Genomic DNA, 24,115 nt, shown 5'->3' on the forward strand with positions numbered 1-24,115 from the left:
ACCAAGATATAGTGTTTAAGTTAAGCAATAAGTAATAATTCGTAAGTTTATAAGGGGGATTAAATAATGAAAAGGAAATTAGCAGTTTTAATAAGTGCAGTATTGGCAGTAGGAACTTTCCTTACAGGCTGCCAGGTTGAAAAAGTATCAGATTCAAAGGAAAATAGCAGCGATGTTATAAAAATTGGGGTTTTTGAACCTCTTACCGGTGCAAATGCAGGTGGTGGAGAACTAGAAGTTGAAGGGATAAAACTTGCAAACAAGCTTTATCCGGAAGTTAACGGTAAAAAGATTGAACTAGTAATAGTTGATAATAAATCCGATAAAGTAGAAGCATCTAATGCTGCTTCAAGGCTTGTTGAGAAAGAAAAGGTTACAGCTATAATAGGTAGTTATGGAAGCTCTCTTTCTATGGCAGGTGGAGACATAATAAAGAATGCAAAGATACCAACAGTTGCAACTTCAGCAACAAATCCATTAGTTACTAAGGGCAATGACTACTATTTTAGAGTTTGTTTTATAGATCCTTTCCAAGGTACTGTAATGGCTAATTATGCTTACTCAAAACTTAATGCTAAGAAGGTGGCAATTGTACAAGAAGTTTCTAATGACTATGCAGTGGGGCTTGCAAAGTATTTTACTGATTCATTCACAAAGCTTAGTGGTGATAGCAAAGCAATAGTTTCAACATCAAACTATAATACTGGAGATCAAGATTTTAGTGCACAGTTAACTAATATAAAGTCACAAAATCCAGATGTAATCTTTGCGCCTGGTAACTTTACAGAATCAGCCCTTTTAATTAAGCAAGCAAGAGATTTAGGTATAAAGGCTCCTATAATAGGTGGGGATACTTGGGAAACACCAGATTTCTTAAAGATAGGTGGTCAAGCAGTGGAAGGGTCAGTATTTTCAACTGCCTTTGCAACAGAAAAACCAGTTACAAAGGAATCAGAAAAGTTCTTAGAAGAATATAAGAAAGAATATAGTGGAAAAGATGCTTCTGCAATGTCTGCTCTTGGCTATGATTCATATCTAATACTTGTAGATGCGCTTAAGAGATCCGGTTCAAATGACTCTGTTAAGTTGAGAGACGAGCTTGCTAAGACTAAGGATTTCAAAGGTGCAACTGGTGTAATCAATTTTGATGAAGATAGAAATGCAATAAAAGCAGCAATTATAAAGACTGTTAAGTCTGGTAAGTTTGCTTACTTAGATACAGTAGAACCAACAAAATAAAAATTTTGAGGACCAACTTTATGTAGGTTCTCAATACCTTAAGGAGATGAAATTAAGAATGGGGACGTTTTTGCAGCATTTAGCAAATGGAATATCACTAGGTAGCTTATATGCATTGATAGCTATAGGATACACTATGGTTTATGGAATATTAAGACTTATAAATTTTGCCCACGGTGACATATTTATGATGGCTGCATACTTTACCTTTTATGGAATAGCGGTTTTTGCAATGCCTTGGTATGCTTCAGTGTTACTATCTATACTACTTACTATTATTCTTGGGGGTGTTATAGAAAAGGTAGCTTATAAACCTATAAGAAATGCTCCAAAGATATCTATACTTATATCTGCCATAGGTGTTTCTTTCTTTTTAGAAAACCTAGGAACTGTTTTATTTGGTGGAGTTCCTAAGGCTTTTCCTCAGGTTCCATTATTTACTGATGTTATAAAACTTGGATCGGTTTCAATACAAAGACTTACTATTATAATTCCAGTAGCAACCGTAATCATATTATTTTTATTATTATATATTGTAAACCACACAAAAGTTGGAATGGCCATGAGAGCTGTTTCTAAGGATTATGAAATATCATCATTGATGACTATAAACATAAATAGAATAATAACATTAACTTTTGCAATTGGTTCTGGCTTAGCAGCCATCGGAAGTATAATGTGGGGACTTAAGTTCCCTAATATAAATCCTCTTATGGGAGTTATGCCTGGACTTAAATGTTTTATAGCTGCGGTTATAGGAGGAATAGGAAATATAACTGGTGCAGTTGTAGGTGGATTTGTGTTAGGAATAGGAGAGATAATGTTAGTTGCACTTTTCCCTAGTCTTACAGGATACAGAGATGCTTTCGCTTTTGTACTTTTAATAGTTATATTACTGTTTAAGCCAACAGGAATAATGGGTGAAAGGATTTCAGAGAAGGTGTAGATGATGAAAAAGAGAAATTTAATACTTACAGCAATTTCATTTGTTCTACTTATATTATTCTTAGTATATGCGGATAGAAACTTTGATCCATATAAAACAAGAATTCTAAATTTATGTGCTATATATGCTATTTTAGCTTTAAGTATGAACTTGATTAATGGATTTACAGGTTTATTTTCTTTAGGCCATGCAGGGTTTATAGCTATAGGTGCATATACCACTGCATTATTGACTATGTCACCAGCTATGAAAGCTCAGAACTTTTTTATGCAACCTATTGCTAAGCCTTTAGCAAGTTTGCAGCTACCTTTTCCAGTAGCACTTATAGTGGCTGGTTTAATCTCAGCTTTTATAGCATATCTTATAGGTGCTCCGGCATTAAGATTAAAGGGAGATTACTTGGCTATAGCAACACTTGGATTTGCAGAAATTATAAGAGTTATAATAAATAATACTCAGTCTATAACTAACGGTGCATTAGGATTAAAGGGAATTCCTGTTACTACTAATATATGGTGGAGCTTTGGAGTTTTTATAATTACTATAGTACTAATGGTTTCATTTATTAATAGTAGCTTTGGAAGAGCTCTTAAAGCAATAAGAGAAGATGAGATAGCTGCTGAAAGCATGGGGATAAATCTCTTTAGAAATAAGACCTTAGCTTTTACAATAGGAGCATTCTTTGCAGGTGTAGGTGGAGGATTGCTATCGAATTCATTAGGAACAATAGATCCTTCAATGTTTAAGTTTATGCTTACCTTCAATATATTGCTAATAATAGTTTTGGGTGGAATGGGAAGTATAACTGGAACTATAATATCATCTTTCATAATAACAATAGCTGGAGAGGCGCTAAGGTTCCTTGATGAGACTATAACTATAGGTGGTTATAGGATAAAAGGTGTGGCGGGTACAAGAATGGTTGTATTTTCAGCACTTTTGATGATTGCAGTTCTGTTCTTTAGCAAAGGCTTAATGGGCAATAAAGAGTTTTCTTGGAATGGTCTACTAGGACTATTCAGAAACAAAAAGGGAGGAAGCCAGGATGAAGTTGCTTAGTGCTGATAAAATAACAATGAAATTTGGTGGACTCACTGCCGTTAAGGACTTTAGTCTAGAGTTAAATAAGGGAGAAATTGTTGCACTGATTGGACCTAATGGAGCAGGAAAAACCACCGCATTCAATATGATAACTGGGGTTTATACTCCTACAGAAGGAAAGATATTTTTAAATAAAGAAAAGATATCTGGGTTAAAGCCAGATGCAATAACTAAAAAAGGAATAGCTAGAACTTTTCAAAATATAAGACTTTTTGGAGAGCTTTCTGTATTAGATAATGTTCTTATAGCTAACCATCTTCATTTAAAATCAATGTTTTTAGAGGGAATGTTTAAGCTTCCTAGATATAGAAGAGAAGAAAAAGAAATGCTTCAAAAATCATTAGAGCTGCTCAAAAGAGTAGATCTTTACGATCTAAAAGATGAGAAGGCTAGTTCTCTACCCTATGGAAAGCAAAGAAGACTAGAGATAGCTAGAGGTCTAGCGACTAATCCTGAAATAATGCTCTTAGATGAACCAGCGGCAGGGATGAATCCTAAAGAGTCAGATGAGCTTACTAGTTTTATAAATGAAATAAGAAATGAATTTGGACTAACTATATTTATGATTGAACATCATATGCCACTAGTTATGGGCATATCAGATAGAATATATGTGTTGGATCACGGAGTTACAATAGCTCATGGAACACCTTATGAAATTCAAAACAATTCAAAGGTTATCGAGGCTTACTTGGGGGTGAAGGAAGATGCTTAAAATAGAAGATTTGGTAGTATCTTATGGAGCTATAGAAGCTTTAAAGGGTATATCTATTAATGTAGAACAGGGGAAGATTGTTACTCTTGTTGGAGCTAACGGAGCTGGAAAAAGTACTACCTTAAGGGCTACAGTTGGACTTACCAAGGTTAAATCAGGGAAGATAATTTATGATGGTATCGATATAACTAATAAAAAGACAGAAGATATACCGAAGTTAGGACTTAACTTAGTTCCTGAAGGGAGAAGGGTTTTTCCTAATCTCACAGTTCTAGAAAATATTAAATTAGGCGCTTATTTTAGAAAAGATAAAAAGGAAATAGAAAAAGATATTAAATGGGTCTACGAATTATTTCCAAGGCTGGAGGAAAGAAAGTGGCAGCTTGCAGGGACCTTATCAGGAGGAGAGCAGCAGATGCTTGCAGTTGGTCGAGCTTTAATGGCAAGACCAAAGCTTCTTATGATGGATGAACCATCTCTAGGGCTTGCACCTATAATAGTTAAAGATATCTTCAATATAATTCAAGAAATAAGAAGACAGGGCGTTACAATACTATTAATAGAACAAAATGCAAACCTTGCTTTAAAGGCGGCTGATTATGGGTATGTAATGGAAACTGGAAAGATAATAATGGAAGGCACAGGAGAAGAGCTTCTTAAGAATGAAGAAATAAAAAATGCTTATTTAGGAGAAGCTGTAGGCAAAAAAGAAGCAGTTAATTAGAAATAAAAAAATTACTAATGCATATGCATTAGTAATTTTTTTTCTTAGGGAAAAGATTAATGTTAAATTTTTTTAGTCTAATTTCTGTATTGTGGATGTCTAATAATTTAATTATTAAGGGATTAATTAAATAATACGAGTTTTTTGTGGCAGTTATATGGCAAAATTATGTGATATTATGTTTCCAATATAGCTGTTATATTTTTGTATATAATTATAAATAATCTTAGAATAAGTGGAAAAAAACCTTCATAGAATATAAATCAGTGGTGAATTTTTTTACTGTTAAGTAAAGTATAAAACTTTTTGCTAGGTAAACCTAGCTTGAATGTTTAAAGTTTACAATTTATAAACGGTTTCATTTGAATGTATTATAAATTTGACTTTGTAACCTTTCATTTAAACTTTCAATGAAGGGGTTGGAGCCTTTTTGTAGAATATAGTAAAATATGGAAAATAATTTGATATTGGGGGCAGGATTTATGAGCAAGCTAGAAAATAATTCGGAGAACCTTATTGTTGAAGAGGTAGGAGAAACAAAAGAATTAGCCCAGAGGAAAAACGGAGAGAGAAAGAAGACTAGTAGAGCTAGAACATCAAAAACAGAAGGTGTTAGTAAGAATGTAGATCCCAATACTGAAGTTGCTAGTGATGACGATAAAGTTGCTAAGAAAGTATCAAAAACTAAGAGGTCAACAAAAAAGAAAGATGACAATTTAGAAGTTACTGCACAAAAATCAAAAGGTGACAATGAGAAGAAAGCTAAGAAAACTACAAAAAAAACTGAAAAGGCTAAAGGTACTGTTGCAGAAAAAGTGGTCAAGCCTACTAGAAGTAGAGCTAAATCAAAGATTGCTGAAAGTGCCGTTGGATTAGTGGAAGAGATACAAAATGTGGACAATGATGATATTAGTCAAAAAGGAATAATAGATCATAAGAATAAAGTAAATGATTTTATCTCAGACTTCAATATCTATCTATTTCATGAAGGAAGTCATTATGATAGTTATAAGTTTATGGGAGCTCATTTAGTTAAAGAAGATGGCATTAATGGTGTAAGATTTACTACCTGGGCACCAAATGCTGCTTCAGTAAGTGTTACTGGAGATTTTAGCTCGTGGCAAATCAAGAGTGAAAATGAACTAGAAAGAGTTAGTGATGCTGGGTTATGGAGTGGATTTATTCCTAATATAGGCGAAGCTGCTGTTTACAAATTTGCTGTTAAAAGTAAAGAATCAGGGAAGGTTACATTAAAGTCTGATCCATATGCTGTTAGGTCAGAACTTAGGCCTAACACAGCTTCAATGGTTACAGCATATTCAGAGTATTCTTGGAAGGATAGTACTTGGCTAGAAAGTCGTAGTAAAACTAACGTATATCAAAGTCCAATAAACATATATGAAGTTCATCTTGGCTCTTGGAAGAGAAAAGAAGATGGAAGTTTTTATAGTTATACTGAGCTTGCAGATATACTTCCAGGTTATGTTAGCGAACATGGATATACCCATGTAGAGTTAATGCCAGTGATGGAACATCCTTTAGATGATTCTTGGGGATACCAAATCACCGGGTATTACTCAGTAACAAGCAGATATGGAAGGCCAGATGATTTTAGAGCTTTAGTAGATGCTTTCCATAAGGCAAACATAGGAGTAATTCTAGATTGGGTGCCAGGACATTTTTGCAAAGATTTGCATGGATTATATATGTTTGATGGAAGTCCTACTTATGAATATAAAGAAGATTGGAAGCAGGAAAATAAAGGATGGGGAGCAGCGAACTTTGACTTGGGCAAGTCAGAGGTTAGAAGTTTTCTTATATCCAATGCAATCTACTGGATAAAGGAATTCCATGTGGATGGTCTCAGAGTGGATGCAGTAGCTAATATGTTATATCTTGACTATGACAGAAGAAATGGAGAGTGGAGACCTAACAAATATGGAGGTCATGAGAACCTTGAAGCTATTGAATTTTTAAGGTGTCTAAACAGAGCAATATTCAAGGAAGAAAATAATGTATTAGTTATTGCAGAGGAGTCTACTTCTTGGCCTATGGTTACTAAGCCAGGAGAAATAGGAGGGCTTGGATTCAACTTTAAATGGAATATGGGTTGGATGAACGATATGCTTAGATATATTAAGATAGATCCAATATATAGAAAGTATCATCATAACTTAATAACTTTTTCTATGATGTATAACTATTCCGAGAACTTTATTTTACCAATATCTCATGATGAAGTAGTCCATGGAAAGAAGTCCTTGGTAGATAAGATGTGGGGAGATTATTGGAATAAGTTTGCTGGTCTTAGACTTTTCATATCCTATATGCTAGCTCATCCGGGTAAAAAACTACTCTTTATGGGAAGTGAATTTGGTCAGTTTATTGAATGGAGAAATCATGAAGGCTTGGAGTTTGAACTTGCAGAAAAGTTTGATATGCATAGAGATACAGAGCAGTTTTTTAAAGATATAAATAGATTTTATATAGATAATGAAGCACTATGGAAATTCGATTATGACCCAAAGGGATTTGAGTGGATAGATGCCAATAATTCAACTCAAAGTATTATAGTGTTTATGAGAAAGACAGACAATCCTTTGGATACATTAATTTATGTTTGTAATTTTACTTCAGTGGTCTATTACGACTTTAACATAGGGGTTCCTTATCTAGGAGATTATAAAGAGGTATTTAATACTGATAGTAAGGAATACGGAGGATCAGGACAAATAATAGATGAGGTTTTATTCTCTGAAAAATCCTCTTGGCATAATCAAAAATACAAATTAAAGATAAAAGTACCTCCAATGGCAACATTAATATTAAAACCGATAAATATAATAAATGATATAGAGGAGACTTATGAGGAGGTTTCTACTGAGGTTTTAAAATGTGATAAAGCTATAGATATAGGCGAGGAAAAACTTGGAGTCTAAGGGATAATCTATATCTATCATAAATTCAAGGGAGGTAAATGAGATGCTAAAAGTACTTTTCGTAGCGTCTGAAGCAGATCCGTTTATAAAGACAGGTGGGCTGGGGGATGTTATGGGAGCTCTACCAAAAGCCTTGGTAAAACAGGGAGTTGATGCGAGAGTTATAATACCTAAATATAAAAATATAAAAGGCAAATTTAAGGATGAACTTTATTTTTCTAAATGGTTTATGGTTCCAGTTGGATGGAGAAACTCTTACTGTGGAGTTTTTCAGTATAAATATGATAATGTAACCTTTTATTTTATAGACAATGAAAGATACTTCTGCAGAGATGGATTATACGGATACTATGATGATGGAGAAAGATTTGCATTCTTTGATAGAGCAGTACTCAATGCTATTAAAGAATTAGATTTTAAACCAGACATAATACATTGCAATGATTGGCAAACTGGAATGATCCCTGTGCTTTTAAAATTAGAATACAGTAAGGATATGTTTTACTCTAATATAAAAACAGTGTATTCCATTCATAACCTACTTTTTCAAGGTACTTACGATCCAGAGATTTTGCAAGAACTTTTTGGATATGACATGGAACCATATGATAACGGTAGTTTAGAGCTATATGGGGGAGTAAGTTTTATGAAGGGAGGTATAAACTATTCAGATAGAATATCTACAGTTAGTTATACCTATGCATCAGAAATTCAAAGCGAATATTATGGGGAAAAACTAGATGGACTTTTAAGAGTGAGGAACAATGTACTTTCAGGAATAGTAAACGGCATAGATTATGATAGGTATAATCCTGAAAATGATGAATATATATTTAAAAATTATAATTTAGATAGAATACAGGATAAGAAGATAAACAAGATAGAGCTTCAAAAACAGCTTGGGTTACCGCAAAGGGAAGATGCACCTATGATAGGGATAGTATCAAGACTTACTAATCAGAAAGGCATGGACTTGGTAGTAAATATAGCAGATAGGCTTTTGCAGCATAATGTTCAGTTAGTGGTTTTAGGTACAGGAGATAGCTGGTACGAAGATCATTTTAGAAATTTACAATATAGATACCCTGATAAGGTGTCAACTAATCTAATGTTTAGTGATGAATTAGCCCATAGGATATACGCTGGAGCAGATATGTTCCTTATGCCGTCATTATTTGAGCCTTGCGGACTTGGACAATTGATAGCTTTAAGATATGGAACTATTCCAATAGTAAGGGAGACTGGAGGCTTAAAGGATACAGTTATTCCTTATAATAAATTCAATGGAGAAGGAAATGGCTTTAGCTTTAGAAATTATGTAAGTCATGAGTTGCTTTCTACAATAGAATACGCTATACAATCTTATTATAATAAGCAAGTTTGGGATGGGCTTATAAGACATGCAATGATTTCTGATAACAGCTGGGAAAAGGCTGCAGTAGACTACAAAGGACTTTATGATTCTTTACTATACTAAAAATATATCAATTCAAAAACTATTTTTTAAAAACTCCTCTATGCTCTTTAGAAAATAAAAATTAAAAATTAAAACTTTATATAATTTTATAACTAAATAAATATAAAATCATATAAATATATAGTGATAGAAATGATTTAAGAGGCAGTAGTAGCAGTTTAAGATTTATTAATTTCTAGTTTAATAAATACTATTAAATTAGAACAGGGAGGAATAGATATGTTTAACATAGACAAGGACGCCTTTAAAAAAGACTATCTTAAGAAGTTTTTAGAACTTCACGGCAAGGAATTAGAGAAAGGAACTCAGCAAAATAAGTATGAAACATTAGGAAGTTTAGTTAGAGACTATGTTGCTAAAGCTTGGATAGATACAAATAAAAGATACAACGAAACAGGCGAAAAACAAGTTTATTATTTCTCCATGGAATTTTTGCTAGGAAGACTTTTGGGAGATGCGCTCTTAAATCTAGGTATAAGAGATATATGTAAGGAAGCATTGGGTGAGTTAAATATAGATCTTAGAGAGCTTGAGGAATTTGAGCATGATCAAGGACTTGGAAACGGTGGGTTAGGAAGACTTGCAGCTTGTTTTTTAGATTCTATGGCATCTCTTAATATTCCAGGACATGGCTGTGGAATTAGATATAAATATGGGTTCTTTGAGCAAAAAATAATAAATGGTGCTCAGGTTGAGGCACCAGACTACTGGCTTAGGGAAGGCAACGTATGGGAGATAAAGAAGCCGGATAAGTCTGAGATAGTTAAGTTTGGTGGGGAGGTAAGAGTAGAAGAAGTTAATGGAAGATTAACTTTTACTCATGTCAATTATGAACCAGTTTTGGCTATACCTTATGATACTCCTGTAGTAGGCTATAAGAATGATGTGGTAAACACTTTAAGACTTTGGAGTGCTGAGCCAGTATCGAATGAATTTGATTTTTCATCTTTTAGCAGAGGTGACTTTTTAAAGGCAATAGAATATAAAAATTCTGTAGAAGCTATATCTCATGTACTTTATCCTGATGATACATTTTATGAAGGAAAGATTCTAAGACTTAAGCAGCAGTACTTCTTTGTATCTGCAGGTATACAAAGCATAATAAGATACTTTAAGGATAATGGGCATAATCTTTTGAATCTTGATGATCTACTTGCTATTCATATTAATGACACTCATCCAACTTTAGCTATTCCTGAGCTAATGAGGATTCTTATGGATGAAGAGGGGATGTCTTGGGAAGATGCTTGGAGAATAACTACTAATACTATTTCTTATACCAATCACACAATACTTGCTGAAGCATTAGAAAAATGGCCCGTTGATATGTTCAAAAAGCTTCTGCCAAGAATATATCTGATTGTTGAGGAAATAAATAGAAGATTTTGTGAAGAATTATGGAATAAGTATATTGGACAATGGGATAAGATATCTAAGATGTCTATAATAGGAGATAACTATGTTAGAATGGCAAACTTAGCCATAGTAGGAAGTCATAGTGTAAATGGTGTAGCTAAGCTACACACAGAAATATTGAAGAAACAAGAGATGAAGGAGTTCTATTATCTGTTCCCAAGAAAGTTTAACAATAAAACCAATGGTATAACCCATAGAAGATGGTTAATTAAGTCAAACCCAGAACTTACAGCTTTGCTTATAGATACTATAGGAGAAGGTTGGATAAAACATCCTACAGACCTTGAGAACTTTGAAAAGTTCTCAAAAGATACACCAGTTCTTGAGAAGCTTTTTGATATAAAGAATAATAATAAAAAAGCATTAGCAAAGATCATATATGATTCTAATGGAATAAAAGTAGATCCTAATTCTATATTTGATGTTCAGGTAAAGAGATTACATGCGTACAAGAGACAAACGCTTAATTGTCTAAGAATAATGGATCTTTATAATAGATTGTTAGATAATCCAGATTTGGATATAGTGCCTAGAACCTTCATCTTTGCGGGAAAGGCAGCACCAGGATATTATCTTGCTAAGAAAACTATAGAGCTTATAAATGCAGTAGGCGAAAAAGTAAATAATGATAAAAGAGTAAAAGATAAAATTAAAGTGGTTTATATGGAGAACTACAGAGTATCACAAGCTGAAGATATAATACCAGCTACAGATGTAAGTGAACAGATATCTACAACCACAAAAGAAGCATCGGGAACTTCTAACATGAAGTTTATGATGAATGGTGCTATAACAGTTGCTACTTTGGATGGAGCAAATGTAGAGATAAGAGATGAGGTTGGAGATGATAATATAATAATATTTGGATTGACTGAAAGAGAAGTCTTAGATTATTACTCAAAAGGCGGATATTCTGCATGTGAGACCTGTAATAGTGATCCAAGACTAAGAAGAGTCACTCAAGATATAATAAATGGTTATTATTCTTCTGACAAAGATAGATTTAAAACAGTTTTTGAACATCTGTTAACCTATAATGATGAATTTTTTGTTCTAAAAGACTTTGACTCATACGTAAAAGCTCAGGATAAAGTAGATAGTATTTATAGAGATAAAAATAAATGGCAAAGTATGGCTGCAGTAAATATAGCTCATTCAGGCGTATTTTCTTCTGATAGAACTATACAGGAGTATGCTACAGGAATATGGGGATCTGGATATCTATATAAGAATTTGTAGGTTGTATTGGTAGTTGATTTCAGCATTTTTAAAAGGACTTCAATGCTTTTATCTTATAAGCTTGAAAAACTCCTCTGATTATAAGAGGAGTCTTTTAAAGATGTACCACTTCACCTCAAAGATTAAAAGATTAGTTTATCAGCTGTACTTTAGGAAGGATAGTGGCATGGATAATTTTTATATATTGCATGATTCTCAAAATACTTACTATAGAAATCCATTTGGAGCAGTTAAAATAGGTACTGAAATTAGCGTATTAATTGAAACACAAGGATGTCAAGAGGCGTTTATTGAGCTCATTTATTTTGATGGACAGAGACAAAATATAAATATGGAGATGTTTCATAAGGAAGGTCAGTATAACACCTGCTTCTTTAAAACTAAATTTACTGCTAAAACAATAGGAATAATAAACTATTATTTTGTACTTAAAAGAGGTAACCAAACCTTATATTATGGCAACAATAGCGAGGGCTTAGGTGGTATAGGACAGGTATACTATGAAAATCCTAGATTATATCAGATAACGGTTTATGAAGATAGTTCCGTTCCTAGTTGGTATAAAGAAGGAATTATTTATCAAATATTTGTTGATAGATTTTTTAATGGTAATGATGACGGGGTAGTAAGTAATCCTAAGAAGAATTCGTTTATATATGGTAATTGGTATGATGAGCCGATGTATATAAGAGATAATAGTGGTAAGATACTAAGATGGGATTTTTTTGGAGGGAACTTAAAAGGAATAGTAAAAAAACTAAGCTATATAAAATCATTGGGAGTTACTACTGTTTATCTAAATCCTATATTTGAATCCCCTAGCTCTCATAAATATGACACTTCTAATTATAAGAATATCGATCCTATGTTTGGTGATGACAATATATTTAAGGAACTTTGTGGTGAAGCAAAAAGTTTGGGGATAAGACTAATATTAGATGGTGTTTTTAGTCATACAGGTTCTGATAGTATATATTTCAATAAGCAAGGAAACTATGAAACCATAGGAGCTTATCAATCTAGACAATCTGTATATTACCAATGGTATAGATTTAGGAACTACCCGGATGAATACGATAGCTGGTGGGGTTTCGATAATATGCCCAATGTAGATGAGTTGAACCCTTCATATATGGATTATATAGTGAATAAGGATGATTCTGTAATAGTAAAGTGGATGAAGTTGGGTGCATCAGGATGGAGGCTTGATGTAGCTGATGAACTTCCAGATGAGTTTATAAAGGCTATTAAGAAAAAAATAAGGGAGACCAAGGAAGATGGTGTACTTATAGGTGAAGTATGGGAAGATGCATCCAATAAAGTAAGCTATGGTCAGAAAAGGGAGTACCTATATGGAAGAGAGCTCGATTCGGTTATGGGATATCCTTTTAGAGATAATATAGTTTCTTTTTTTAATAGAGATATAGGTTCTCAATGGCTTGTTAAAAGATTTATGAGTTTATATGAGAATTATCCTAAGGAAAACTTTTATGCTTCAATGAATATATTAGGTACCCATGATACTGAAAGAATATATACTGTATTTAACAATAGATACAATAATGGTAGTATTGCTACAAGCATGGTTAAACTAGCAGCAGCATTTCAAATGACTTTTCCAGGAGTGCCTGTAATATATTATGGAGATGAAGTAGGTCTTAAAGGGGGACGAGATCCCGATAATAGAAGGGCTTATCCTTGGGGAAGAGAAAATAAGGAAATATTGAGCTGGTATAAAAGGCTCGCTAGTATTAGATCAAATAGCCTTGTACTAAAACGAGGTGAACTTAAGTTCTTTCATACTAATGATGATGTAATATGTTTTGAAAGAATCTATAAGAACAGCTGTATCTTAGTTGCTATAAATAGAAACATAGATAGGACAATAAAGGTAGAGTTTGGAGAGATAAGAGGTCACTTCAAAAGTTTAATTAGTAATTATAAGACAGATACAAATTACTCTGCTAATGGTTCTATATCAATAGAGCTTAAACCGATGGAGGTTAAACTATTGGTAAAGTTATTTTGATTTAAAGCTTTATTTGAAGATAATAATTAGTTTAGCAAAAGTCACTGAAGGTCGCTTCAGCGACTTTTTCGCTGTTTGTGAAGCTATAAAATACTAGACATAAAGGTATACTCATCTTCACCTACACCGCCGCTTAATGGTTTAACTCCGGAGTTTATAAAGACACCTCTAACTATAGAATAGTCACCAAACTTCTCTCTAATTTCATCTATGGCTTTATCTAAATTTTTAGATTTTTCCACTTGTTCTTCATCAAAGAAGGAAATTTGGTACGCGCTATTGGAACTTAGATCAGATACATGAACGCCTATGTGTCTTATTGGTTCACCAATCCAAAGTCTATCTAGAAGCTGGCGGCAGGTATCAAATATCTTCATTGTAGAATCTACAGGGGTAAATAACTTTATTTGTTTAGAATAACTCATAAAGCTAGTATTTTTTATATTTAAAGATACTACAGAACATAGATTTTCTGAATTTCTAAGTCTTAGAGATACAGTTTCTACCAACGAAAGTATTATCTTATAAGCCTCTTCTTTACACTTTATATCATAAGGTATTGTTGTACTGTTTCCTAAACTTTTCATTGTTGTATGACTCTCAGAAAGTACAGAAGAGTTTTCTATGCCATTAGCATAATTCCAAAGAGTCTGACCAAAACTTTTAAACTCATATCTTAGTATTTCTAGATTATAGTTTGCAAGATCTCCTATGGAATTTATGTTTAGCGCTCTAAGCTTTGGAGCGGTGGAGCGACCTACCATAAATAAGTCTTCTACTGGTAATGGCCACATCTTTACTTGTATTTCTTCTGGATAAAGAGTATGAACCTTATCTGGTTTTTCGAAGTCTGATGCCATTTTAGCTAAAAGTTTATTGGTAGAGATTCCGATGTTGACAGTAAAGCCTAGAGTATCTCTGATTCTAGTTTTTATTTGTTTCGCCAATTCAATATCACTTATATTTGAGTTGCTATAAGTCAAGTCAACAAAGCACTCATCTACAGAAAATCTTTGAACAGAAGAGCTATACTCTTTTAGTATATCTACCATTGCATTACTACATCTCATATATAAGTCGTATCTTGGAGGAACTACTACTAGATCGGGGCATTTCTTTAATGCAGAGTATAAGGTTTCTCCAGTAGTTATATTATATTTCTTAGCGGGTATAGACTTTGCAAGTATTATACCATGTCTATTTTTAGGATTTCCTCCTACTGCAGATGGAACTTCTCTAAGGTCTAGTTTTTCACCATGTTGAAGCCTATAACATGCATCCCAAGATAAGTAAGCAGAATTTACATCAATATGAAATATTAGTCTTCTTTTTGTCATATACATATCTCCCTAAAGAATATAAAACTTTATTCGGTAATTTTTTATATATTCATATTATATCCATATTTCAATTATATAGAACATATGTTCTGAGGTAAATAAAAAATATTTATTATTCAGTATATGAATTTTTTTATATATAAGAGCATATTAATTTTTATGGGAGGTGATTATTATGATTAGAACTGTTGTATGTGAGAAAGAAGGGTGCAATGGGAATAGTTTTTATATAAATGCAGAGGATAACAACTTAAATATAATATGCAAGGAATGTGGAGCTATATATAGTTTTGATATAAGTTATTATGACTTTACCATGATTTCTAACTGTTCTTACTGTGACAACGATACTTTTAAGATATTTAAGGATACAGAAAAAGAAGGTATATATGCTAAATGCACTAAGTGCGGAAACCCTCCAGAGAAAGTATATATAGACACTGACGGAAATCAAGTTTCTTATAACGGTAAATTATTAAATGATATTAAGGATATGATATATAGGTTAGACCAAAGAGCATCAAATCTAGAAGATAAGATACAAGGACTTCAGGGAAGCCAAGAGCTGTTAGAAGAATCTCTTGCGTATATAACTAAGTTTATGTCAGAGTAGAAGTTATTTATTCATAAATGCCTGTATTAAATGCAGCAGGCATTTATGTTTGTAATAGATATTTTATATATAGTGTAGGCTTTATATATGAGTATAAATAAAAATTTATTTAGGACACGTTTACATCTTGAAATATAGGACTAACGACATTGAAGGGGTAAAGAGGAATTGGTATAATAAATAAGTAATTACAGAATATGGCAAAAGTTTAAGCGTAGTATCGGGTCATGAAAAACGAAGGGAGAGGTTAAAATGGTAAAAAAGGAGATTATAGCTTTAATACTTGCTGGTGGACAAGGGTCGAGATTAGGGGTATTGACTAAGAAACTAGCAAAGCCAGCAGTTCCATTTGGAGGAAAATATAGAATAATAGATTTTGCTTTAAGCAATTGTGCAAATTCAGGTATATACACAGTTGGGGTATTAACACAGTATCAACCTCTTGAACTTAATTCGCATATAGGAATAGGCAGCCCTTGGGATCTAGATAGAAGAGATGGAGGAGTAGCGATACTTCCACCTTATCAGGAAGAAAGAGGCGGGAACTGGTATAAAGGAACTGCTAACGCTATATACCAGAATATACCCTTTATAGATGGTTATGAACCAGAGTATGTGTTGATCTTATCTGGTGATCACATATATAAAATGGATTATGAGAAGATGCTTGATTTTCATAAGCAGAAAGAGGCAGATGCAACAATTGCTGTTATTGACGTTTCATTAAGCGAAGCATCTAGATTTGGGATTATGAATACTAGAGAGGATTTGTCTATATATGAATTTGAAGAAAAGCCAGCTAACCCTAAAAGTACAAAGGCATCTATGGGAATATATATTTTTAACTGGAAAGCTCTTAAAAAGTTTTTAAGAGAGGACGAAGCTGATAAAAGTTCAGTTAATGATTTTGGTAAAAATATAATTCCTAATATGCTTAGTGAAGGTAAAAGGTTAGTGGCATATCCATTTAAAGGCTATTGGAAGGATGTTGGTACTATAGATAGCCTTTGGGAAGCTAATATGGATTTATTAAAAGATAATAATGAGCTTAATCTTTATGATGATGAGTGGAGAATTTATTCCGTAAACCCAGGAAGACCAGCTCAATATATAGGACAAACTGCTTCGGTAAAATCTTCTTTAATTGTTGAGGGATGCATAATTCATGGAGAAGTGCAAAACTCAGTATTATTTCCAGGGGTTGTAGTAGGTAAAAATTCCGTAATAAAGGATTCTGTAATAATGCCAAATACTAAAATCGGAGAAAATGTTCTTGTTAATAAAGCTATTGTAGGTGGCGGAGTAGCAATAAGAAAAGAATGTAAGATAGGTAATGGCAAGTCAATAACAGTAATACCGGCAAAAGAAGACTTAAAAAGCGGAACTATTATAGAAGGGTAGCATAGAGGAGGCGCACAATTTGAAAAATTATTTAGGTATAATTAACTTAGACGAAAATGATAGCAGAATAACAGAGCTTACCAGAACAAGGCCTTTGGCTTCTATACCTTTTGCAGGAAGATATAGAATAATTGATTTTATATTATCTAATATGACTAATTCAGGTATTGAGAATATAGGTATATTTACCAAAAATAAGTCTAGATCATTAATAGATCATATAAGTAATGGTAGACCATGGGATTTGCATAGAAAGAGAAATGGTCTAAGGGTATTCAATTTCGGAGATGATGATCCTATTTATGATGATGTTCATAATTTTGCAGACAATCTTGAATTTTTTAAGTATTCCAAGCAAGAGTATGTCATATTGGCACCATCCTATATGATATGTAATATTAATTTTAGGGAAATTATGCATTTTCATGAGAAGAGTAATAATGATATAACAGTTGTATATAAAAAGGTTAATACTGCAGATAAGAGTTTTATTGACTGTGATGTATTGAATATTAATGAATATGGAAGAATTGAAAGTGTTGGAGAGAATATAGGCTGTGCAAAAGAGGCTAATATATGTATGGAAATGTTTCTTTTAAGAAAAGATTTATTTATAGAGCTAATATACGATAGTATACGAACTGGAAGAAACACAAAGTTAAAGAAGAGTATATATAAGAGTTTAGATAAATTAAAGGTATATTCATATGAATTTACTGGGTACTTAAGCTGCGTTAATTCACTTCAATCGTATTATAAAGCTAACATGGACTTGCTGAATGTGAGAGTAAATACTGAATTATTCTATGATAATGGTCCTATATATACAAAATCAAAGGATGAAAGCCCTACAAAATATACTAAGGAGAGTCAAGTAACAAACTCAATCATAGCTAATGGTTGCTATATAGAAGGACACATTGAGAATTGTATAATTTCAAGAAGAGTGAATATCAATAAAGGAGCCTATGTGAAAGATTGTATTATACTTCAAAATTGTATAATAGGACCTAATGCTAGACTTACGAATATCATTGCGGATAAAGGGGCTTATATACCAAAGGGACAAGATCTTAGAGGCCCTGAAAGCTTTCCATTGGTATTAGAGAAACAAAGTATATTATAAAGATTAAATATATATAAAATATAAAAGTAGCTTGGATCACAAGTTTCGATCTAAGCTATTTTTAATCTAAAAAGCTTTATGTAATTTCTTGGGTAACAAAGCCTTTAGATAATAATTTGATTTATTGTATTTTAATTGAAATTATTTAGAATTATACTATTAATATATAATTTATTTTAACAAATACGCCTGCGCATAAAGCAATGTAATTAAAGAGGAATATATGCATATATAAATGCATAAGGAGTAGATAGATGGAAGTTTTGTTTGTAACTGCAGAATCATATCCTTTCATGAAGGTTGGGGGATTGGGAGACGTTTCTTATGCTCTCCCAAAAAACCTAATTGAAATGGGTGTGGATATAAGAGTAATAATGCCTAAGTATAGATTCCCTAAAAAAATAAAAAGAAAAATGAAGAAGGTAGCTAATTTCACAACTTATATAGGCTGGAAGACAGTTGATTGTAATCTGTTTACTATAAAATCAGAAGGTGTACAATATTATTTTATTGATAACCCCTTTTATTTTTATAGGACTAATGCCTATGGTTACCATGATGATCATGAAAGGTTTATATTCTTTTCAAAAGCAGTCTTAGAAGGTATCAAATATATGGGTGATTTTAAGCCTGATATATTGCATTGTAATGACTGGCATTCAGCTTTAGTAATACCTCTAAAAAGTACTTATTACCTAGGAAATACAATTTACGATAATATTAGGACTATATTTACAATTCATAACATTTTATATCAAGGAGTTTACGGGAAAGATATACTATGGATGTTGGGATTGGATGAAAGCAAGTACTTTACTGATTCAACATTAAAATATTATGAAGGAATATCTTTTATGAAGTGGGCCATACTTACTGCTGATAGGATAACCACTGTTAGTAAGACTTACTCAGAAGAAATAAGGGAACCTGAATTAGGATATGGACTTAATAATATTTTAGAGAAAAGAAAACAATTATTGAGCGGTATACAAAATGGTATAGATTATGAGGTTTTCGACCCAGCCACTGACAGGGATATATACTTTAATTATGATTCATATAACTTAGATAATAAGTATAAGAATAAACTAAAAGTTCAAGAAGACCTTGGTCTTAATATTGATAAGGATATTCCGGTTATATCTATGATAACAAGACTTACAGATCAAAAAGGAGTAGGACTATTAGAAGGTATTGTGGGACAACTTATGGAGTTGGATATTCAGCTTATAATAATTGGAACTGGAGAGGATCACTACGAACAAGACTTAAGATACTTTTCAAAGAAATATAATAACAAGTTTAAAGCTATAATAGAATTTAATGAGGCTTTGTCTAAAAAGATATATTCTGCATCAGATATGTTTTTGATGCCGTCAAAATTTGAACCTTGTGGGTTAAGTCAGCTAATTGCTATGAGATATGGTACGGTTCCTATTGTAAGATCTACAGGTGGGCTTAAAGATACAGTTATTGATTATAGTGAATATACTGGTGAAGGTGATGGTTTTACATTTAAAGGGTATGACGCATTAGAATTTTATAACGTAATAAAAAGAGCAGTAGATATATTTAATAGAGACAAAGTTTTATGGAAAAAGCTATGCATTAGAATAATGAGTAAGGATAATAGCTGGAAGGTATCTTCTTATAAATATAAAAGGTTATACGAAAAACTAATCTAGAATAAGGCTCTGTTAAAGTATTGTTTTGAAATTAAGAGTTCAGTCATCCTATGCTTTAGCTAGATCATACAGAATCTCCTTCATAATCACTTAACTTTTAGGGTTCTTTAAGTTATAGTTGTTCCATAATAGCGGCTTATGGTGATTGTAGAGCATGTATGACTTAATATTTCAGTTAGGAATTTTATAAACATATCCTAAAATGAAGGATTTAGTAGATAGATAATTATAAGAATATAAATATGTAACCTTTAGATGTTATTTGTAATATATTCCTTATTAGGTGGAATTTTATTATTTGACTAATTAATAAGGAGTTAAATATGAATAACAAAAGATTTTATTTAATATTAGTTATTACAGCTTTACTATATTTTATTATTAGTGTTTGTTTGTATAGCTATAGTGAGAAATCGAACTTTTTTGAGCAGCAGAAGATTAAAGAAGTAGCAAAAGAATATCTAAAGTTAAGCTATCCAAGTGAGAGACTTGAAATTGGCGATGTTGAATATAATTATGGCAAATATAACATTATTATATATTCTAGCTTAAATAGGTTCAAGAAGTTTCATATAACTATTGATGATGCTCCGGAATTTAAGATAATTAATGATGAATACAAGGAGAATCCAAGTCAAGTAAATGCATATGCAGATGCGGCTAAGTACATTAATGAAGAACTTGAACCAATTGTAAGTAAAAGTATAGATCAATTTTCTAGAATAGATATAAATATAATTGATAAGAGGAAAGAATATGTAAGTTCCAAAGATATCATTGATACAGCTGGGAATATAGATGGTGACGTATTGTTGGAAGTAAATATAATATTCAAGGGAAAAAATATAACTGAAAAATCATTTCTCTCAAAGGTACTTTTGTTAAAAGATAATACTATAGTAAACAAATATTCAATTAACTCATTAATGACCTTTTATTATTATCCAAAGTATGTAAAAGATGAATTAAAGCTTAATAATGTGATGTCTTATCCCTATTACAGTGTTGAGACAAGATCAAACAGCTATTTGTGGAGTTATGAGCAATTGCTATCTAGAACTGTTAATTGGAAGTGGCAATATAGAGATATACCATTCTTGGCTGAAATACTTTTTTTATTAATTAGTTTTTATATTATTTATAAACATTGTATGTATAATAGTTCACATAAGTTGTAATAAGAAATTAACCAATATATAATGTTTTTATAGAAATTATAAATGATGGAGGAGCTAATGAAGAGAGGAACAGCTAAATTAAGGATAAGTTGGACTTTATTAATACTTTGGATGGTTGTTATTTTTGCTTTTTCTGCAAAGAATGGCACTGAATCTGACAAACAAAGTGAATTAGTTATATATGTTTTTAATGCACTTGGACTAAATCTAGATAGTTTATTAGGTGATTTAGCTACATTTATAGTAAGAAAGACTGCGCATTTTACAGAGTATTTGATTCTATTTGGCTTTGCATATAATTTGTTAAAGAATTATACAAGTAAAAAGCTGGCGATTATTTATGGTGTAATGTTAACCTTTGGGTACGCTTGTACTGATGAGTTTCATCAAATTTTTGTGCCAGGAAGAACAGCTAAGTTTAGAGATGTTTTGATTGATACAGCTGGAGCATTATTTGGAAGTGTAGTGCTTTATTGCAGGAATATATTTAAACTCAAATATAGCAATTCTGCAGTATAGTTTTTTATGATATACATTATAAAAATAAAACTTATTAGTCTGCAAAGTTTTCCGTATCTGCATTGGGAAATGGAGATACGCAAAAAATCGCTAAAGTTAACTTTAGCGATTTTTTAACTGTGTAGAAAAGTATAATTTTTAAAGAAGTGAAGAAAATATTCTTGCCACACCTTCTATCACTTTATTAAGCTTATCTGAGTTTTCGTATTCTTCTAATGTAAACTCCCTACAATTTTTAAGATCTTCTAAGAATAAATCCTCTAGTTTTTTAGATATGTCTGAGTTATATATAACTGTATTGATTTCATAATTCAAATCAAAGCTTCTTATATCCATATTTGCTGTGCCTAACGTGCAGATTTTTCCGTCTATAACCATAGACTTGGCATGAACAAAGGAGTCTTTGTTATAAAAATAAACCTTAACACCACATCTCATTAGTTCGCCTAGATAAGTTCTTGAAGCTTTGTTAACGGTTATGTGATCTGCTCTCTCAGGAAAGATTATTTTTATATCTACTCCACCGAGGGCGGATATTCTTAATGCATCCATTATACTTTCAGTAGGAACAAAATAAGGAGTTGTTATATAAATACTATCAGTAGCCATAGTTATCATTTTAAGCATTCCTTGCATTATGGCTGGAAATGTAGAGTCTGGACCACTCTTTACTAATTGCATTGCTATAGGGGTTTCAATAGTTGTTGTAGGAAAGTACTGATCGAACTCTTGATCATAAAAGCTGTAATAATTGTTTGCTTGCTGGATAGTCATAAAGTCATCTAAAAATACTGCCTGAAGGCCCATAACAAAATCGCCTTTAACCATGATGTGAGTATCTCTCCAGTAACCTAGCTTGCTTCTACCAAGGTATTCATCTCCTATGTTTATTCCGCCTAAAAAGCCTACCTTTCCATCTATTATAGCAATTTTTCTATGGTTTCTATAATTTATTTGCGTATTTATAAGTTTTAGTATAGGGGATAGAAAATAAGAATATAGAACTACATCAATTCCAGCTGATCTAAGCTCTCTAATGTAACTCCTTTTCATCTTAGCCGCACCTACTCTGTCGATAATAAATCTAACTCGAACGCCTTCCAGAGATTTTCTTATTAGTATTTCTTTTATTTCGTTACCGATAGTATCACTTTTTACTATATAGTACTCAAGATGTATATGATGCTTAGCTTTTAGTAATTCTTCTTTTAGTTTTTTAAATTTTTCAACTCCATTTTTAAAAACAAATATATCATTATTTAAAAACACCGGTGAATCGCTATTATTAGCTAATAGTTCTATTAAAGGAATATAGGTTTTATCTTTAAACTCTTTAAGTGTAGGGGATATTAGGTCTTGGATTTGATTTGAAAATCCTTCATCGTTTAATTTGTGTATCTTCCAGTTTCTGCCCAGAAAAACATATAAGAATAAACCTACAGGAGGCATTAGAGCTAGAACTAGAAGCCAGGCTAAGGTTTTCGCTGGTTGTTTTCTTTCCAATACTACTATAGTAATTGAAAGAATAAAGTTAATAACAAAAATCATATACATCATATAGCTGGGCAGTTTCATCATAATTAATAATCCTCCACACTAATATTAAATAGTTTCTAATAAATTTGAAATTTTAATATCAATTAGTTATAGTAGTTTGCTAATATGCCATCTATTATATAAACACTGAATTTTTAAAATATCCATAATAATAAATTTAATTTTAAATACATTATATTATATACAAATAATAAACATAAGAAACAAGTTTATTAAACAATAATAACTAATATAAATTCATACAATGTGTGTTTATATATTTATTTCGAAGTTTATTGTTAAAGAATAATACTCAAATATATATACTGATAAATAAAAACTATTATAGTTGAAAAACTATATATGAATACTAAGAAAGTGGCTCTTGCAAGGATATTTTATCATATATTAACAAAAAAGATGTGCAAATATAGCTACTCATATTGAAAAAATAAATATCTTTATACTTAAGAATACAGATTATATTAATGTCTTTCAACTTCAATAATACATATTAGTTATTATTTGGATGAGATATATGCTGGGTATAGCAAAATATGTTAGTAAACATATCCTAGTGTATCAATTGTAGATATTTGGAGGTATTTATAGAAAAAATGATTATATACATGAATAAATATATATAAATAGCATAATATATATGCATAGATGGTTATATACATGTTATTATAAAACACGTCGCTGAAACAAACGCGACAAACAAAAAACACGAAATTAAAACTGATTAAAAGAAATTAAAAAAAGTTTTAAAAAAGTGTTGACAAAAACATCTTAGAAATGTTAAGATGTAAAAGTCGCTGATGAGCGATAACAACAAACTTGGTCTTTGAAAATTAAACAGAGTAAAATAAACAAAGTCTAAAACTAGACT

General features: G+C 31.8%; 17 protein-coding genes. 15 read left to right on the plus strand and 2 right to left on the minus strand.

Annotation, left to right across the window (positions count from 1 at the left end; all coding sequences use genetic code 11):
- Positions 1-66 precede the first annotated feature (66 nt).
- The 9 genes from GXK57_RS22315 (at position 67) to GXK57_RS22355 (ending at position 13,825) form a co-directional block, all read left to right on the plus strand.
- On the plus strand, positions 67-1,239 hold the full coding sequence (locus GXK57_RS22315) for an ABC transporter substrate-binding protein (protein WP_160680227.1): 1,173 nt from the start codon (positions 67-69) through the stop codon (positions 1,237-1,239).
- A 58-nt stretch (positions 1,240-1,297) separates the two neighbouring features.
- A complete protein-coding gene (locus GXK57_RS22320) occupies positions 1,298-2,185 on the plus strand; it encodes a branched-chain amino acid ABC transporter permease (RefSeq protein WP_243156491.1) in 888 nt (295 codons plus the stop codon).
- Positions 2,186-2,188: 3 nt separating this feature from the next.
- Positions 2,189-3,244, plus strand: a complete 1,056-nt coding sequence (locus tag GXK57_RS22325; protein WP_160680243.1) for a branched-chain amino acid ABC transporter permease — start codon at positions 2,189-2,191, stop codon at positions 3,242-3,244.
- A complete protein-coding gene (locus GXK57_RS22330) occupies positions 3,231-4,001 on the plus strand; it encodes an ABC transporter ATP-binding protein (RefSeq protein ID WP_160680229.1) in 771 nt (256 codons plus the stop codon). The genes GXK57_RS22325 and GXK57_RS22330 overlap by 14 nt, the downstream gene beginning before the upstream one ends.
- Positions 3,994-4,725 (plus strand): ABC transporter ATP-binding protein, encoded by a 732-nt coding sequence (locus GXK57_RS22335; RefSeq protein WP_160680230.1) that lies wholly within the window; start codon positions 3,994-3,996, stop codon positions 4,723-4,725. Before GXK57_RS22330 ends, GXK57_RS22335 begins: the two co-directional genes overlap by 8 nt.
- Positions 4,726-5,207: 482 nt before the next feature.
- Positions 5,208-7,664, plus strand: coding sequence for a 1,4-alpha-glucan branching protein GlgB (gene glgB, locus GXK57_RS22340; RefSeq protein WP_160680231.1), 2,457 nt, complete (start codon positions 5,208-5,210; stop codon positions 7,662-7,664).
- Between the two features lie 43 nt (positions 7,665-7,707).
- A complete protein-coding gene (glgA, locus tag GXK57_RS22345; protein ID WP_160680232.1) occupies positions 7,708-9,141 on the plus strand; it encodes a glycogen synthase GlgA in 1,434 nt (477 codons plus the stop codon).
- A gap of 219 nt (positions 9,142-9,360) precedes the next feature.
- The gene (locus GXK57_RS22350; RefSeq protein WP_160680233.1) at positions 9,361-11,796 is read left to right on the plus strand and encodes a glycogen/starch/alpha-glucan phosphorylase; all 2,436 of its coding nucleotides are present in this window, start codon (positions 9,361-9,363) and stop codon (positions 11,794-11,796) included.
- Positions 11,797-11,962: 166 nt separating this feature from the next.
- Positions 11,963-13,825, plus strand: coding sequence for a glycoside hydrolase family 13 protein (locus tag GXK57_RS22355; protein WP_160680234.1), 1,863 nt, complete (start codon positions 11,963-11,965; stop codon positions 13,823-13,825).
- Between the two features lie 83 nt (positions 13,826-13,908).
- Here the strand turns inward: GXK57_RS22355 and GXK57_RS22360 are convergent, their stop codons facing one another.
- Entirely contained in the window at positions 13,909-15,162 is a 1,254-nt protein-coding gene (locus GXK57_RS22360; protein ID WP_347709109.1) for a DNA polymerase IV, read from the minus strand.
- A gap of 178 nt (positions 15,163-15,340) precedes the next feature.
- Here GXK57_RS22360 and GXK57_RS22365 point away from each other — a divergent pair, with 178 nt between their 5' ends.
- The 6 genes from GXK57_RS22365 to GXK57_RS22390 all read left to right on the plus strand — a co-directional run bounded on the left by GXK57_RS22365 (position 15,341) and on the right by GXK57_RS22390 (position 21,687).
- Positions 15,341-15,778 carry a hypothetical protein gene (locus GXK57_RS22365; protein ID WP_160680236.1) on the plus strand — a complete coding sequence of 146 codons (438 nt, stop codon included), beginning with the start codon at positions 15,341-15,343 and terminating at the stop codon, positions 15,776-15,778.
- A 252-nt stretch (positions 15,779-16,030) separates the two neighbouring features.
- Positions 16,031-17,179, plus strand: a complete 1,149-nt coding sequence (locus GXK57_RS22370; RefSeq protein ID WP_160680237.1) for a glucose-1-phosphate adenylyltransferase — start codon at positions 16,031-16,033, stop codon at positions 17,177-17,179.
- 19 nt (positions 17,180-17,198) lie between these two features.
- On the plus strand, positions 17,199-18,305 hold the full coding sequence (gene glgD, locus GXK57_RS22375; protein WP_160680238.1) for a glucose-1-phosphate adenylyltransferase subunit GlgD: 1,107 nt from the start codon (positions 17,199-17,201) through the stop codon (positions 18,303-18,305).
- Between the two features lie 254 nt (positions 18,306-18,559).
- Positions 18,560-19,990 carry a glycogen synthase GlgA gene (gene glgA, locus GXK57_RS22380; RefSeq protein ID WP_160680239.1) on the plus strand — a complete coding sequence of 477 codons (1,431 nt, stop codon included), beginning with the start codon at positions 18,560-18,562 and terminating at the stop codon, positions 19,988-19,990.
- Between the two features lie 323 nt (positions 19,991-20,313).
- Positions 20,314-21,168 (plus strand): hypothetical protein, encoded by an 855-nt coding sequence (locus GXK57_RS22385; RefSeq protein WP_160680240.1) that lies wholly within the window; start codon positions 20,314-20,316, stop codon positions 21,166-21,168.
- Between the two features lie 57 nt (positions 21,169-21,225).
- Positions 21,226-21,687 carry a VanZ family protein gene (locus tag GXK57_RS22390; RefSeq protein ID WP_160680241.1) on the plus strand — a complete coding sequence of 154 codons (462 nt, stop codon included), beginning with the start codon at positions 21,226-21,228 and terminating at the stop codon, positions 21,685-21,687.
- Between the two features lie 138 nt (positions 21,688-21,825).
- Here GXK57_RS22390 and cls read toward each other — a convergent pair whose 3' ends face one another.
- The gene (cls, locus tag GXK57_RS22395; protein WP_243156492.1) at positions 21,826-23,262 is read right to left on the minus strand and encodes a cardiolipin synthase; all 1,437 of its coding nucleotides are present in this window, start codon (positions 23,260-23,262) and stop codon (positions 21,826-21,828) included.
- Positions 23,263-24,115: the final 853 nt, after the last annotated feature.

The organism is Clostridium sp. C8-1-8 (assembly GCF_009928445.1).
Classification (GTDB): Bacteria; Bacillota; Clostridia; order Clostridiales; family Clostridiaceae; genus Clostridium_AR.